Below are 14,757 nucleotides of genomic sequence, written 5' to 3'. Positions count from 1 at the left end.
TAAAACCGCTATTTTGTCACAGCCGCGGCGAGAATGAACCTGTCTGGTGTAATATCACCGTTAATCCTCCGCTATATGGTTAAAAAAGGAACCAAAAGGGATGCTTTTTACGCTAAAGAAAGTGATTGGCGGTATGTTATTGCCGCTTCCGCTGATGTTGCTGATCATTGGCGTCGGCCTGGCGCTGCTCTGGTTTAGCCGCTTTCAGAAAACCGGAAAAGTATTTATCAGCGTAGGTTGGCTGGCGCTATTGCTATTAAGCCTGCAACCCGTCTCCGACCATCTGCTGCGTCCGATAGAAAACCGCTACCCTACCTGGCAGGGTCCGCAAAAGGTGGAATATATTGTGGTTCTCGGCGGCGGCTATACCTGGAACCCGCAGTGGGCGCCGAGCTCTAATTTAATTAACAACAGCTTGCCGCGGCTGGCGGAAGGCATCCGGCTGTGGCGCGCGAATCCGGGAGCCAGGCTGATTTTTACCGGCGGCGTAGCAAAAACCAATACGGTAAGCACGGCGGAAGTCGGTGCGCGGGTGGCGCAGTCGCTGGGCGTACCGCGTAGCGATATTATTACGCTGGATAAACCAAAAGATACGGAAGAAGAAGCCGCCGCCGTTAAGCAGGCCATCGGCGACGCGCCTTTCCTGCTGGTAACCTCCGCCTCGCATTTGCCGCGCGCGATGATTTTCTTTCAGCATGCCGGGCTGAATCCGCTTCCCGCGCCGGCGAATCAGTTGGCGATCGATTCGCCGCTCAATCCCTGGGAGCGGGCAATTCCGTCCCCGGTCTGGCTGATGCACAGCGATCGCGCTGGGTATGAAACATTAGGGCGACTTTGGCAATGGCTGAAAGGCATATCAGGCAAGCCAGGGGAGTAATGATTTCGCCGCCAGATCAAAATTGGTACGGTTAAAACGTCCGGTATTGACCAATTGCGCAACCTCGTCCCACAGCACATAGAGCCAACGCCGCCAGATGAAGGACTCCGCCACTGGCGCGCGTTGCAGATAATGCCAAAGCAATCCCTCCGCCAATGGATTATCCATCAGGCGAAACAGTTCGAACTCTCTCGGCGCCCACAGCATCAGCCCGGGGCCGACCATCGCCAGAAGCTGATCGCTACGGGCGTCTTTAAGCATACTGCGCAGGCAGAAGTTGCCATGCACCAGTACGCAGTTGTCGTTAAACCCTTCAAATAACGAAGGAAGACATTCTCTGGTACGAAACAGAATGCGTCTGTCCTGCATCGTCAGACCGGTATTGCTGAACTGATTTAGCGTCGTCCACAGTACCTCCACCCGCTGACGATACCAGGAAGGCCAGATATTCTCCTGAGTATGGTCTACGGCGCCAACGCAACCGCGGCTATCCTGCCGATGCCAGGCTAACAATCCTTCGACAATCTGATCTTTTAGCTGTTCCCAGCGTTCCGGAGTGCGCGCCGGCGCCTCGACCGGCACACCGCGCAGTCGTTCCAGCAGTAGCACATCCGGACCAGGATGCTCTTCATGCGTCAATACGCCATAGATTACCGGCATCCTCACCGTACCGCTACGCGCCAGCATTGAGGTTTTCCATGCCAGTTGCTGCGCAACGCCGGGAGTGGTAAAGCTTCGCGCCATCAGCGGCATCGGATTTCCCTGGCTGTCATATAATGACCACAATGCGGAATCCGCTTTCTCATTCACGCACTCTATACGGCTAAGTTTTTCACCCAACAAATGACTGAGTTCGGCCCGCAACTGTTCCATTCCAGATTACCCCCATTAGTGCTACTGCTTTAATAATGAGCGTCGTATGGACAGATGTCACCCGTATCAGATCAAGGGAAGAAAAGAAAAATGAGGAAAATCGTAACGGTACGAGAAAGCCGCCACTGATGAGCAGACGTGAGTATTCATCTTTGCGCTATCATACCGCGCTGTTCATGACCGTCTAAGACGATCATGAACAGGATCATGTTAACGCATTTCAGCGCGTACGCGCTCCAGGTCGTCGGCGGTGTCTACGCCCGTGCCGGGCACCGCTTTGGCGACGGCGACATGAATTTTTTCGCCGTACCACAGCACACGGAGTTGCTCCAGCATTTCAATATGTTCCAGCGGGCTGGGTTGCCAGCTCACGTAACGGCGGATAAATCCCGCGCGATAGCCATAAATGCCCAGGTGACGAAGGCAAGTATCCCCTACCGTTTCCAGACTTTTTGCAAAGCGGTCGCGATCCCAGGGAATCGTCGCCCGGGAAAAGTAAAGCGCATAGCCTTCAGCATCCAGCACGACTTTTACCGCATTCGGGTTAAACGCTTCTTCGGCGCTGTGAATCGGCACCGCCAGCGTCGCCATGCCAACCTGGCGCTGCGCCAGATTTTCCGCGACCTGGCGAATAATAACCGTCGGGATCATCGGCTCATCGCCCTGAACGTTCACAATAACGGTATCGTCGCTGAATCCGCACTTCTCTACCACTTCCGCCAACCGTTCGGTGCCGGACTGGTGATCGGCGCGCGTCATGCACACTTCGCCGCCAGCCGCTTCTACCGCACGAGCCACGTCTTCATGATCGGTGGCAACAATAATGCGTTCCGCGCCAGATTCGCGCGCCCGCTCCAGGACATGAACAATCATGGGCTTACCATTAATATCCACTAATGGTTTTCCTGGCAGTCGGGTAGATGAAAAACGGGCCGGAATGATGACGACGAAACTCATGATTTACTCTCATCAGATGTCAGGGCGCGAGCTTCATTTTCCAGCAATACAGGAATGCCGTCGCGTAACGGGAAAGCGAGATTATCCAGTTTGCAAATTAATTCTTGCTGTTCCTGGTTATACCAGAGTTTGCCGTTACATACCGGGCAGGCGATGATTTCAAGCAGACGATGATCCATAGTTCCTCCAGATGGACCGGATTGTGAATCCTTCAATATTAACATAATCGGTTAGGGTGCAGGGTCTATTTCCCAGCCATGACGCATGGCGCTAAACAGGCCTGGCGGACATTGTCCCAGCGTCACGCGCGATGCCCGTTGCCAGGCAGCAAACGCGCTAATGGCCTGCCAGATTCCTTTTTGCAGACTAACGCCAGGGCGAATATCGTCCTCCAGATACAGCGAGATAACCTCAAGCACCCCCGTTTTACGGTGCATTTTGGCATCCATTCGCCCGACTAAACGGCCCTGGTATAATAGCGGCAGCACAAAATAACCGTACTGGCGCTTCGCTGCGGGCGTGTAACACTCCAGCCGATAGTTAAATCCGAAAAGCTGCGCTGCCCGCTTGCGATCCCATACCACAGGATCGAAAGGCGACAGTACTGCGCTATGGGTCGCCTTTAAGGCGTTATTCAGCGCCGGTTCCAGCTGCGAAAGAAGATCGACATGAAGCCACATCCGCCCCAACGTTTCCACCTCGACCGGAATAATCTGCTGCTGTTCCGCCCGGCTCTCCCGCCATCCCTTCAGGTCAGGACGTTTCAGGCGGTAGTAATCCGCCAGCCACTGTTCACGGAAAATCCCCAGACTGCGCGCGCTATTATCCAGCATCAGGTTTTCCGCCTGCGACTGTGACAGTCCATCGCGTTCATCATCCCAGTGCGGCATCACACGGGGCGTTAAATCATATACACGTTGAAAATTACGCCGCTCAACAACCATGACTTTTCCGGCGGTAAATAAACCCTCAAGGTGGCGTTTATGTGGTTTCCATTCCCACCAGCCGCTGACGCCTTTCTGCGCATGTTCAAAATCGGCAGAACGCACCGGACCGTGCTCCTGAATATGCCGCACTAGCTGTTCTATTTCTTCCGCGTGCTCATGCATCCATGCCGCGCGATATTTCCAGCCCATCTTTTCCGGCGACAGCATACGATGGCGGATAAGTTTAAAGTCGCGGCGTGGCAAGAAACAGGCCTCATGCGCCCAATATTCCATTAACTCGCCGCGTCGCAGCGCCTCATCCAGCCAGGCCTGCGGGTACGAACCGAGACGGCTAAACAGCACCAGATAGGGGCTACGTGCGACAACATTGATGGTATCAATTTGCAGCAACGCCATGCGTGAGATGGCGGCAAGAACATCGCCAGGCATCGCGTTACGGCGCGGCTTTTTCAATAGCCCCTGCGCAGCAAGGTGAAGACAACGGGCCTGGGAAAGAGAAAGGTACGGCAATGACATTCATGACTCCATAAATTCATCACTGCCGCTGCATTGGGGGACGCTAGCGAACCAGCGAGGTGATATGTTCAAGCAACTTATCAGGCTGCTCACCGGACAAACGCGCATCAACCGGTAAGAACCACCAGTTATCTTCGGCAAAAGCACGGCATTTCACCGCGTCTTTTTCCGTCATTACCAGGGTCTGCCCTTCACCGACCAACGCCTGAACGTCAGCAGGGGCGAGCGTTTGATGATCGGCCAGCGGAACGCACTTTTGCGGATGCGCGCCACAGGCTTCCAGCGTGGCGAAAAAGCGCGGCGGATGACCGATGCCCGCCATCGCCACAATATTGCTCAGTTGCGCCACATCGCAACGCGCTCCCGTACGTAAGTTCACCGCCAGTCCAGGCGCTAGCTGCATGGGTATTTCGCCTGCCCGGGCGACGCCGCCATTCACGATAGCGGCGTCTACGGTTTTCAGGCGACTGGCGCGTTCACGCATAGGACCGGCAGGAAGCCACCAGCCGTTGCCAAAACGGCGCACGCCGTCAATCACCACAATTTCAATATCTCGCGCGAGCCGGTAATGCTGCAACCCATCGTCGGTGATAATAATCTGCACATTATGCGCCGCCAGAATCGCTTTCACCGCCGCGGCGCGTTCAGGCGCTACCGCGACAGGCGCGCCGGTCCGTTGATAAATCAATACCGGTTCATCTCCCGCTTCTGCGGTTGTCGTCTCCGGCGTCAGAAGTAGCGGATAAGCGGCAGCTTTCCCGCCGTAGCCGCGGGAAACGACCCCCACGCGCACGCCACGCTGTTGCAGCTTTTCCACCAGCCAAATGACTACGGGGGTTTTACCGTTACCGCCAGCCGTAAGATTCCCTACCACAACCACCGGTACCGGCGCTCGCCAGGCGCGTTTCAAACCAAGCTTATAGCTCAGACGAATCGCCCCGCTCACCAGGCCATACAGCCAGGAGAGCGGCAGCAGTAACCGCCATAGCGGGGATTCACCCGACCAGATACGCGCAATCATTGGCCAAATTGCATCTTATGTAGCTGGGCGTAAACGCCGTGTTGCGCCAGCAGCTCGCTATGAGTGCCGCGCTCAACGATAATGCCGTCTTCGACTACAACGATCTCATCCGCCTGTTCGATGGTGGAGAGACGGTGCGCAATCACCAGAGAGGTACGGTTTTTCTGCAGCTCATCCAACGCTGCCTGAATCGCACGTTCAGATTCGGTATCCAGCGCGGACGTAGCTTCATCAAGGATCAGAATCGGGCTGTCGCGCAGTAAGGCGCGGGCGATCGCGATACGCTGGCGTTGACCGCCGGAAAGCAGTACGCCGTTTTCGCCGATGATGGTATCCAGGCCATTATCCATCTTGTTGATAAAGTCCATGGCATAGGCCATGCGCGCCGCCTCTTCAATCTGCTCGCGGCTATATTCTTCCGTCCGGGCATAAGCAATGTTATTGGCGACCGTGTCGTTAAACAGATGCACGTTTTGCGAAACGAGCGCCACCTGATTACGTAGAGAGGCCAGAGTGTATTCGCGTAGATCGTGACCATCCATCAGGATGTGTCCTTCATCAATATCGTAGAAACGGGTGATCAGACTGGCGATAGTTGATTTACCCGATCCGGAACGCCCCACCAGCGCCACGGTTTTCCCGGCAGGAATTTTCAAATTGATGTTACGCAATGCCGGCACTTCACGGCCCGGGTAAGTAAACGTCACATTGCGGAATTCGAGATCGCCGGTCGCGCGGTCAATGACACGTTTACCTTCATCTTTCTCCTGTTCGCTGTCCAGAATCGCAAACAACGTCTGACAAGCCGCCATCCCACGCTGGAACTGCGCGTTAACGTTTGTCAGCGATTTTAATGGACGCATCAGCGCGATCATGGAGGAGAACACCACGGTGATGGTCCCAGCCGTCAGGCTATCCATTACGCTTGGGAAGCTCGCAGCATAGAGGACAAACGCCAGCGCCAACGAGGCAATGAGCTGAATGATAGGATCGGAAATTGACGAGGCAGAGACCATTTTCATGCCTTGCAGTCGCATCTTATTGCTGACTTTATCAAAGCGTTTAGTTTCGACTTCCTGACCGCCAAAAATCAGTACCTCTTTGTGTCCTTTCAGCATTTGTTCAGCGCTGGTAGTCACTTGTCCCATCGTGTTCTGCATATTTTTACTGATGCTGCGGAACCGCTTTGAGACAACGCGAATCGCAATCGACACAATCGGCGCTAAAACAACCAGGATGATCGACAGCTGCCAGCTGTAATAGAACATCATGATAAACAATCCGATGATCGATGCCCCTTCACGCACCACGGTAATCAGCGCGCCAGATGAAGAAGAGGCAACCTGTTCTGAATCGTAAGTAATACGCGACAGCAGCGTACCGGTAGACTGTTTATCAAAGAAGGCGACGGGCATTCCCATCATATGGCCAAACAGGCGACGGCGCATGGTCATTACCACCTTGCCTGACACCCATGAAATACAGTAGCTGGAGATATAGCTAGTGATGCCTCGTAATATCATCAGCCCAATAACCACCAGCGGCATCCACAGCAACACTGAGCGATCCGTTTTACCGAAACCATCATCCAGTAATGGCTTGAGGAGCGATAGCATGAAGGTATCGCTGGCTGCGTTGAGAATTAACGCTATGCCCGCCACGATCAGACCTGCTTTAAAAGGCGCTATGGTTGGCCACAGTCGGCGGAAGGTCTGCCACGTAGAGAGATCTTTATCGTTATGCATTCAAAAAACCAGCATTTGTTGAAATAGCCGCATATTCTACCCGTTATCCTCGGACACGCCAAACCACTGATGATACCAGCGAGGTAAAATTTGATCCCGTAAGCCTTGTATGCGCCAGCCCTGCGGAGAAAACAGCAGCGAAATTTGCCCCTGGTGGGGTGTATCAAACCACTGATACGCCTGCTGTCGGTAGCGCTGTTTTACCTTGCGGGACGGCAGCCGCCATGCGTTATAGCGCGATGCGGACGCCAGCGCCGCTTCACCATGTACGCGCTGAATAAATGGTAACGACGACGACGTATTACTACCATGATGCGGCACCTGGATAAACGTCGCCGCAAGATGTCGCCAGTAACGACTTAGCATTTTTTGTTCAGCGCCCGCTTCGATATCGCCCGTGAGCAGGATGCTATGTACACCGTCATCCACTTTGACCACACAAGAACGGTTATTTCCTCGATCGGCACTTTCGCGTAACGGCCAGTGTGCCTGAAACGTTAGCCCCTGCCATTGCCACTGCTCGCCGCGAAAACAGGGCAAATGTCCCTGCCAGCCTAACGGGCTGCGAATCCACATTGACGGCCAGACCTGCTGTAGCGAACGCAGCCCGCCCCGATGATCCAGATGCTCATGACTCAAAATAACGCCCTCCGGCGTCAGATTATGCCAGCGCAACCAGGGAATAATAACCTGTTGCCCGCTGTCGCCCTCCGGCCATGCCCGACCGGTATCGTAGAGTATTACTTTATCGCCCCTGACGATCGCTATCGCCAGCCCCTGACCGACATCCAGCATATGCACCTGCCATCCGCTGGCGTTTATCGGCCGCCAGAGTGGCCAGCTCATCAACAATAACCCGCATAAACAGACCGCCGGCCAGGTACGCCAGACGTTTAATCGCCACGCGATAAGCGTTAGCCAGGGTAAAAGCGTCAGCCACTGCCAACGGTTATCAATATTCACCCAGCCCTGCGGTAAAGCATTCAACAGGTAAAATAGCGCGGCTAACGCGCGATCGGTCAGGTACCATACCCACTCTTCAAGAAAAAACGGCCCGGTTAAATGCAGAATCATTCCCGCCAGGATGAGTGGAACCGTCACAAATGTGACCCAGGGTACGGCAAAAAGATTCGCCAGCATTGCGGTAACGCTTATGCCATGAAAAAGCGCCACCTGGAGAGGCAAAAGCAGAAGTGTAATGCCTGCCTGTAGGTGAAGCAGGTTAAGCAACCAACGTAAGCCCCGTGGAAAATTTCCGTTTGGCGCAGGAAACCACTGATACCAGAATAACAGGCCGGCAACCGCAAATGCTGACAGCCAAAGACTTTGTGATATAACCGCCACAGGATCGGCGAAAATAATCGCGGCCAGACAGCAGCACCAGACTTGCCAGCCGCTCCACTGTCGTCCGCTTAATTTTAATCCTCCCCAGACGCTCAGTGCCGCCACCGTGCGCAGCGCAGGCGGTTGTAAGCCGGTAAGCCAGGCATAACATATCGCGCAAAGAATGCCGCCCAGCAATGGCGTCTGCCAACGAATCCATCTGACCGGCAAAAAGAATTGTCCGCCACGGATTAATCCGGCAGCCAATAACGCGGCAAAAGCGATATGCAGGCCGGAAATCGCCATCAAATGGGCAGTCCCCGTATCGCGCATAACGGCCTTCACCTCCTGCGACACCGCTCCCCGCTCCCCCATTCCCAACGCCAGAATAACCTGCTGCCACGGATAAGGCGCAAGCGTAGCGCGAAGCGAAGCAAGATAGCGCCCTCGCAAGCTACACTCAGGGTTAATCGCTTTAGCCTGTAGAAAACGCCCGGTCAACGGTTGATGCTGCGCCAGCGCGTAACGTTGGCTATCAAAACCGCCTTCGTTAAGCTGTCCGTGTACCGCTCTGACCTTCAGCGTCATCGCCCACTGTTGTCCGGCACACACTTCCGTGGGTAAGTACTGGCCATGCAGGACAATCCCTACAGCAGGAAAGAGCGGCTTTCCGCGCAAATGGGTGATTCGCCCATAATGAGTGGTCATATGATCGGTGGCAGTAATGACGACTGTCGCCTCCTGCGTCGCGGCGGGCAGGACGTTTCCCGCCCAGATGGCCTGCCTGGCGGCAAATATCCCCCACATGAAAAAGAGCAAAGTTAACGCCGCGTAGCGCGCATAGTGATGGGGTATGAGGCAAAGCAAACATGCCAGACAAAACAGCACCGCGAGAATCCACGTGTCAGGTAATACTGGCAATATCATGAGCGGAAGTATTCCGCATACTACGCATACGCTGACCGTCGTTATCTTCATAGACACCTCCCTGTGCGGGAAAGTGTGCAGGTTCAGGACGCCATTGTCTGGAGGGGATTTTGTGCTATACGGCGCGGATTCCAGGTTTTTTACCTGATAAATGTAAGACGCAGCAAAAAATGCGAAACGTTTTCCAGTTTTCGGTCGAATAGCGTTTGCGCCTGACGGCGTATAAATGAAAAAAGCACCCTGACGGTGCTTTTTTCGGGTTCAAGTTTTGCGTTAAAACTTAACCGTAAATATTGGCGCGATCGCGCAGTTCTTTACCCGGTTTAAAGTGAGGAACGTATTTTCCTTCCAGTTCCACTTTATCGCCGGTCTTGGGGTTACGTCCGGTACGAGGCGCGCGGTAATGCAAAGAAAAACTGCCGAAACCGCGGATTTCAATACGCTCGCCCTGCGCAAGAGTCGAGGCCATATGCTCCAGCATCTCTTTTACCGCGTCTTCAACCGCCTTAGCGGGAATGTGAGATTGCTGGGTTGCAAGTCTTTCAATCAATTCTGACTTGGTCATGATTCCTCCGGTTCCTTAAAGGCAAATTGGCTGCAGCCGTGAGATTGATTAAGGGCGGCCGTAGCCGCCCTTAGTGCTTGATTACAGGCCGAAACCTGCAATCTGTCAAGTAATCTCGTTATACTTCGGACTAAAAGGCCCGAAGTTTCAGAGGATTACTCGCCTTTAGCTGCTTTGAATGCTTCAGCCATTGCGTTGTTAGAGAAGTTTGCATCTTCCTGTTTGTTAACAGTTGCGATGGCATCTTTCTCATCAGCTTCGTCTTTCGCACGAACAGACAGGCTGATTGCGCGGTTTTTACGATCAACGCCGGTGAATTTAGCTTCAACTTCGTCGCCAACGCTCAGAACCAGAGTCGCATCTTCAACGCGGTCACGGGATGCTTCAGAAGCACGCAGGTAACCTTCAACGCCGTCAGCCAGTTCTACGGTTGCGCCTTTCGCGTCAACTGCAGTGACTTTACCGGTTACGATAGCGCCTTTCTTGTTCAGAGCAACCCAGTTGTTGAACGGATCTTCGGCGAGCTGTTTAACGCCCAGGGAGATACGTTCACGTTCTGCGTCAACCTGCAGAACAACTGCAGCGATTTCGTCGCCTTTTTTGTATTCACGAACTGCTTCTTCGCCTGCAACGTTCCAGGAGATGTCAGACAGGTGAACCAGGCCGTCGATGCCGCCGTCCAGGCCGATGAAGATACCGAAGTCAGTGATAGACTTGATTTTACCTTCAACGCGGTCGCCCTTGTTGTGGGTTTCTGCGAACTGCTGCCACGGGTTAGATTTGCACTGCTTCAACCCTAAGGAGATACGACGACGTTCTTCGTCGATATCCAGAACCATCACTTCCACTACGTCACCAACGTTAACCACTTTGGACGGGTGGATGTTTTTGTTGGTCCAGTCCATTTCGGAAACGTGAACCAGGCCTTCAACGCCTTCTTCGATTTCAACGAAGCAGCCGTAGTCGGTCAGGTTGGTCACGCGACCGGTCAGTTTGGTACCTTCCGGATAACGTTTAGCGATAGCAACCCACGGATCTTCGCCCAGCTGTTTCAGGCCCAGGGATACACGGGTACGCTCGCGGTCGAATTTCAGCACTTTCACGTTGATTTCGTCGCCAACGTTCACGATTTCGCTCGGATGCTTAACGCGTTTCCAGGCCATATCAGTGATGTGCAGCAGGCCGTCAACGCCGCCCAGATCAACGAATGCACCGTAGTCAGTGAGGTTCTTAACGATACCTTTAACTTCCATGCCTTCCTGCAGGTTTTCCAGCAGCTGATCGCGTTCTGCGCTGTTTTCGGATTCGATAACGGCACGACGAGAAACCACAACGTTGTTACGTTTCTGGTCCAGCTTGATTACTTTGAATTCAAGCTCTTTGCCTTCCAGGTGCAGAGTGTCACGCACCGGACGAACGTCTACCAGAGAACCCGGCAGGAACGCGCGAATACCGTTCAGCTCAACAGTGAAGCCACCCTTAACTTTGCCGTTGATAACACCGGTAACAGTTTCAGCATCTTCGTAAGCTTTTTCCAGCGTGATCCATGCTTCGTGACGTTTAGCTTTCTCACGAGAGAGCAGAGTTTCACCGAAGCCGTCTTCTACTGCATCCAGAGCAACGTCAACTTCGTCACCAACCTGGATTTCCAGTTCGCCCTGGGCGTTTTTGAACTGCTCAGCCGGAATGGCAGACTCAGATTTCAGACCGGCGTCAACCAGTACTACGTCTTTGTCGATAGCAACAACAACACCACGAACGATGGAACCCGGGCGGGTTTCGATTTCTTTTAAGGATTCTTCAAAGAGTTGAGCAAAAGATTCAGTCATGTTTAATCTTCAGGTTTCATATTTAACGTCCACCTGGCTCCGTGCCGGATGGGGTTGTTTAACATACCCGCTGTCAATCCTTTGCAACGGGGGTACTACAAATTCGGTCGCATTTAAGCGAGAGCCAATTTTTGGCGCGCATATTGTAACGCTTTTTCAATCACTTGCTCAATGCTTAATCGGGTAGAATCCAAAACTAATGCATCAGCAGCAGGAACTAACGGCGCTACAGCGCGATTACGATCGCGATCGTCGCGTTCCTTGATCTCGGCCAAAAGGCGTTCAAAGTTAACACTAAAGCCATTCTCCTGCAACTGTAGCATACGTCGATGCGCACGTTCCTCCGAGGAGGCGTCAAGGAAAATTTTTACCGGCGCATCCGGGAAGACCACGGTCCCCATATCGCGTCCATCGGCGATTAAACCAGGCGCTTCGCGGAATGCGCGTTGGCGGCGAAGAAGCGCTTCACGCACGCGTGGGAATGCCGCCACCTGGGATGCCGCGTTCGCGACTTCCTGCGTACGGATTTCGCCGCTAACGTCCTCGCCTTCCAGGATAACTTCCAGGTTGCCGTCCGTTGAGACGAAACGCACGTCCAGATGGGACGCCAGCGGCACCAGCGCATCTTCAGAGGCGAGATCGACATGGTGATGCAATGCCGCCAGCGCCAGTACGCGGTATATCGCGCCGGAATCCAGCAGATGCCATTGCAATGCTTCCGCCATTGCTTTGCACAAGGTGCCTTTACCTGCACCGCTTGGGCCATCAATGGTTATTACCGGGGCAATTGCCGTCATCTTTATCTCCTTAAACAGGCGTACCGTTAACGTAAACGCCGCGCATTATACGCGCCAACGCTCGCGACCGTTAACGTTGCGTGCAAAAACCAGTTTTGTCTGTAATCAGATGCGGAATAATTGCGCAATTATAGCGGGCCGGCGAGAAACCAGCCCGAAAGATGACAATGATTTACTTTTTATCTTCGGCAATTCTGTCGCGCATATGCTGCGCGCGATCGGCTGAGGCCGGGTGGGAGTCCATCAATGATTTTGCATGACCTGCGTCCATTGTGGCGAATTTATCGAATGCCGTGACTAAGCCCTGGGTGTTAATCCCGCGTTTTTTCAGCAGATCGTAAGAGAAGTCATCCGCATCCGACTCCTGACTGCGAGAAAACGCCGAATTGATGACGCCTTCCGCCAGATCGCCCAATTGAGACTGGGAAAGCTGCGCTGCGACGCCGCTGGTGGCGGAAATCGCATCGCGAGCCGCCAGTGTGGCATAGGCGGTCTGCATTGCCTTGCGGGAGTGCCCTAAAGAGACATGGCCCAGTTCATGGCCCAGTACGCCTTCAATTTCATTATCGGTCATCAGATCCATCAGGCCAGAGTATACGCGAACGCAACCGTTCGCCATCGCCCATGCGTTGATATCGCTGGTCATATAGACTTTATAGCTAACCGGCGTACCGTCAATGTTGTTACCCAGCGCTTTGGCGATTTTGCTCAGACGTTTGGTGTATTTGCTTTTCGAACCTGCCAGTTGATTCTCGCTGTCCATTTGTTTACAGGCATTATTAGATAATGCCTTAACATCCGCATCGGACAGTGTGGCGGCTTTGTAGGCTGACATGCCGGAACTGGCGATTAAATTGCCATTCACGCCATTTTTACATCCTGCCAGTAGCGTAGCGGAAATCGCCACCGCCAGTAATAATGATTTATTTTTCATACTAATCTTCCGTTGATAACTATTATAAAAAACACATAAATCAATGTGTTAAATCATCAACAAATTAGCATTAGTCATAATTATAAAAATAGTGCGAATACGGACTCGGCGCGCCAGCCCGTCGACTGGCGCAACAGAAGAATTAGGCAGGCGTACTCATCCGCGCCAGTTGTTCGAAATAATCAGGGAACGTTTTTGCGGTACATTTCGGGTCCAGGATCGTGACTGGCGTATCGGACAGTGCGACCAGTGAGAAGCACATCGCCATACGGTGGTCGTTGTACGTGCCAATATCCGCGTGTTGGAGCTTCGCCGGCGGCGTGATACGAATATAGTCGTGCCCTTCTTCGACTTCAGCGCCCACTTTACGTAGCTCGGTCGCCATCGCGAACAGGCGATCGGTTTCTTTCACTCGCCAGTTATAAATATTGCGCAACGTCGTGGTTCCTTTCGCAAACAGCGCCGTGGTGGCAATCGTCATCGCCGCATCCGGAATATGGTTCATATCCATATCTATGGCGTGCAATTCGCCGCGCGTGCAGGCAATAAAATCATCGCCCCAGATAATGGTCGCGCCCATTTTCTCCAGCACATCGGCAAAACGAATATCGCCCTGCATACTTTTGCGGCCAATCCCGGTCACTTTTACCGTGCCGCCTTTTATCGCCCCGGCGGCGAGAAAATAGGACGCTGACGAGGCATCGCCCTCGACCAGATAGCGACCCGGAGAGTGATACTGTTGACCGCCCTTCACGACAAATTGTTGGTAGTGATGGTTCGCTATCTCCACGCCAAAGCTTTTCATTAAATTTAGCGTGATATCGATGTAAGGTTTTGATACCAGTTCGCCTTTAACGCGAATAGTTGTGTCTTCAGGCGCCAGCGGCGCCGTCATCAGCAGAGCGGTCAGGAACTGGCTGGAAACGCTACCATCAACCTCAATCTCGCCGCCGGTAAAACCGCCGCGCAGACGCAGGGGCGGATAGTTTTCCTGCTCCAGGTAATCAATATTCGCCCCGCCCTGACGCAGCGAATCAACCAGATGGCCTATCGGACGCTCTTTCATACGCGGTTCGCCGGTTAACACTATCTCATTTTGCCCCAGACATAGCGCTGCCGCTAACGGACGCATCGCGGTTCCGGCATTACCGAGAAACAGTTCCAGAGCGCCTGGCGCACGTAATGCGCCGCCATTACCCGTGATATCACAGCGGGTGCGATCGGCAGAAAGGGTGTAATTGATCCCCAACGCGCTCAGGGCATTGAGCATATGGCGGACGTCATCGCTATCCAGCAGATTCGTCAGAACGGTTTTACCACAAGCTAAAGCCGCCAGGAGCAAAGCACGGTTTGAAACACTTTTGGAGCCAGGTAAATTAATGGCGCCATCGACCCGCGCGATGGGTTGTAACGTCAGGGATTCCATGAAACTCAACTCTCAAAAAA

The 14,757-nt window shown here is 53.5% G+C and carries 13 protein-coding genes; 1 reads left to right on the top strand and 12 read right to left on the bottom strand.

What is annotated here, in order from left to right; genetic code table 11:
- Positions 1–100: 100 nt before the first annotated feature.
- Entirely contained in the window at positions 101–877 is a 777-nt protein-coding gene (gene elyC / locus ACLJQD_RS09135) for an envelope biogenesis factor ElyC (protein ID WP_000899554.1), read from the top strand.
- Here elyC and ACLJQD_RS09130 read toward each other — a convergent pair.
- The 12 genes from ACLJQD_RS09130 to aroA all read right to left on the bottom strand — a co-directional run bounded on the left by ACLJQD_RS09130 (position 857) and on the right by aroA (position 14,737).
- Positions 857–1,750, bottom strand: a complete 894-nt coding sequence (locus ACLJQD_RS09130; protein ID WP_000436894.1) for a YcbJ family phosphotransferase — start codon at positions 1,748–1,750, stop codon at positions 857–859. The two genes, elyC and ACLJQD_RS09130, sit on opposite strands and share 21 nt — an antisense overlap.
- A gap of 210 nt (positions 1,751–1,960) precedes the next feature.
- On the bottom strand, positions 1,961–2,707 hold the full coding sequence (kdsB, locus tag ACLJQD_RS09125) for a 3-deoxy-manno-octulosonate cytidylyltransferase (RefSeq protein WP_017440919.1): 747 nt from the start codon (positions 2,705–2,707) through the stop codon (positions 1,961–1,963).
- The gene (gene ycaR / locus ACLJQD_RS09120) at positions 2,704–2,886 is read right to left on the bottom strand and encodes a protein YcaR (RefSeq protein ID WP_000350061.1); all 183 of its coding nucleotides are present in this window, start codon (positions 2,884–2,886) and stop codon (positions 2,704–2,706) included. The genes kdsB and ycaR overlap by 4 nt, the downstream gene beginning before the upstream one ends.
- A 51-nt stretch (positions 2,887–2,937) precedes the next feature.
- Positions 2,938–4,170: a winged helix-turn-helix domain-containing protein gene (locus ACLJQD_RS09115; RefSeq protein WP_017440918.1), complete on the bottom strand. Its 1,233-nt coding sequence runs from the start codon at positions 4,168–4,170 to the stop codon at positions 2,938–2,940.
- A gap of 43 nt (positions 4,171–4,213) precedes the next feature.
- Positions 4,214–5,191 carry a tetraacyldisaccharide 4'-kinase gene (gene lpxK / locus ACLJQD_RS09110; protein WP_000561698.1) on the bottom strand — a complete coding sequence of 326 codons (978 nt, stop codon included), beginning with the start codon at positions 5,189–5,191 and terminating at the stop codon, positions 4,214–4,216.
- Positions 5,188–6,936, bottom strand: a complete 1,749-nt coding sequence (gene msbA, locus ACLJQD_RS09105; RefSeq protein ID WP_000551246.1) for a lipid A ABC transporter ATP-binding protein/permease MsbA — start codon at positions 6,934–6,936, stop codon at positions 5,188–5,190. The genes lpxK and msbA overlap by 4 nt, the downstream gene beginning before the upstream one ends.
- A gap of 36 nt (positions 6,937–6,972) precedes the next feature.
- Positions 6,973–9,237, bottom strand: a complete 2,265-nt coding sequence (locus ACLJQD_RS09100; RefSeq protein ID WP_017440917.1) for a ComEC family protein — start codon at positions 9,235–9,237, stop codon at positions 6,973–6,975.
- Between the two features lie 229 nt (positions 9,238–9,466).
- The gene (gene ihfB / locus ACLJQD_RS09095) at positions 9,467–9,751 is read right to left on the bottom strand and encodes an integration host factor subunit beta (protein WP_000167332.1); all 285 of its coding nucleotides are present in this window, start codon (positions 9,749–9,751) and stop codon (positions 9,467–9,469) included.
- A gap of 155 nt (positions 9,752–9,906) precedes the next feature.
- Positions 9,907–11,580, bottom strand: coding sequence for a 30S ribosomal protein S1 (gene rpsA / locus ACLJQD_RS09090; RefSeq protein WP_000140325.1), 1,674 nt, complete (start codon positions 11,578–11,580; stop codon positions 9,907–9,909).
- Between the two features lie 113 nt (positions 11,581–11,693).
- Entirely contained in the window at positions 11,694–12,377 is a 684-nt protein-coding gene (cmk, locus tag ACLJQD_RS09085; RefSeq protein WP_000125007.1) for a (d)CMP kinase, read from the bottom strand.
- Positions 12,378–12,549: 172 nt separating this feature from the next.
- Positions 12,550–13,311, bottom strand: a complete 762-nt coding sequence (locus tag ACLJQD_RS09080; RefSeq protein WP_000792301.1) for a M48 family metallopeptidase — start codon at positions 13,309–13,311, stop codon at positions 12,550–12,552.
- 142 nt (positions 13,312–13,453) lie between these two features.
- A complete protein-coding gene (gene aroA, locus ACLJQD_RS09075; RefSeq protein WP_017440916.1) occupies positions 13,454–14,737 on the bottom strand; it encodes a 3-phosphoshikimate 1-carboxyvinyltransferase in 1,284 nt (427 codons plus the stop codon).
- Positions 14,738–14,757: the final 20 nt, after the last annotated feature.

Origin of the sequence: Salmonella sp. SAL04214 (assembly GCF_046550615.1) — a bacterium.
Taxonomy (GTDB): Bacteria; Pseudomonadota; Gammaproteobacteria; order Enterobacterales; family Enterobacteriaceae; genus Salmonella; species Salmonella enterica.
Note: the sequence above shows the minus strand (reverse complement) of the source record. Positions and strands in the feature narration are given on the sequence as shown.

Coding starts and splice junctions, on each gene's coding strand:
- elyC (WP_000899554.1), top strand. CDS start 101: ATGCTTTTTACGCTAAAGAAAGTGATTGGCGGTATGTTATTGCCGCTT.
- ACLJQD_RS09130 (WP_000436894.1), bottom strand. CDS start 1,750: ATGGAACAGTTGCGGGCCGAACTCAGTCATTTGTTGGGTGAAAAACTT.
- kdsB (WP_017440919.1), bottom strand. CDS start 2,707: ATGAGTTTCGTCGTCATCATTCCGGCCCGTTTTTCATCTACCCGACTG.
- ycaR (WP_000350061.1), bottom strand. CDS start 2,886: ATGGATCATCGTCTGCTTGAAATCATCGCCTGCCCGGTATGTAACGGC.
- ACLJQD_RS09115 (WP_017440918.1), bottom strand. CDS start 4,170: ATGTCATTGCCGTACCTTTCTCTTTCCCAGGCCCGTTGTCTTCACCTT.
- lpxK (WP_000561698.1), bottom strand. CDS start 5,191: ATGATTGCGCGTATCTGGTCGGGTGAATCCCCGCTATGGCGGTTACTG.
- msbA (WP_000551246.1), bottom strand. CDS start 6,936: ATGCATAACGATAAAGATCTCTCTACGTGGCAGACCTTCCGCCGACTG.
- ACLJQD_RS09100 (WP_017440917.1), bottom strand. CDS start 9,237: ATGAAGATAACGACGGTCAGCGTATGCGTAGTATGCGGAATACTTCCG.
- ihfB (WP_000167332.1), bottom strand. CDS start 9,751: ATGACCAAGTCAGAATTGATTGAAAGACTTGCAACCCAGCAATCTCAC.
- rpsA (WP_000140325.1), bottom strand. CDS start 11,580: ATGACTGAATCTTTTGCTCAACTCTTTGAAGAATCCTTAAAAGAAATC.
- cmk (WP_000125007.1), bottom strand. CDS start 12,377: ATGACGGCAATTGCCCCGGTAATAACCATTGATGGCCCAAGCGGTGCA.
- ACLJQD_RS09080 (WP_000792301.1), bottom strand. CDS start 13,311: ATGAAAAATAAATCATTATTACTGGCGGTGGCGATTTCCGCTACGCTA.
- aroA (WP_017440916.1), bottom strand. CDS start 14,737: ATGGAATCCCTGACGTTACAACCCATCGCGCGGGTCGATGGCGCCATT.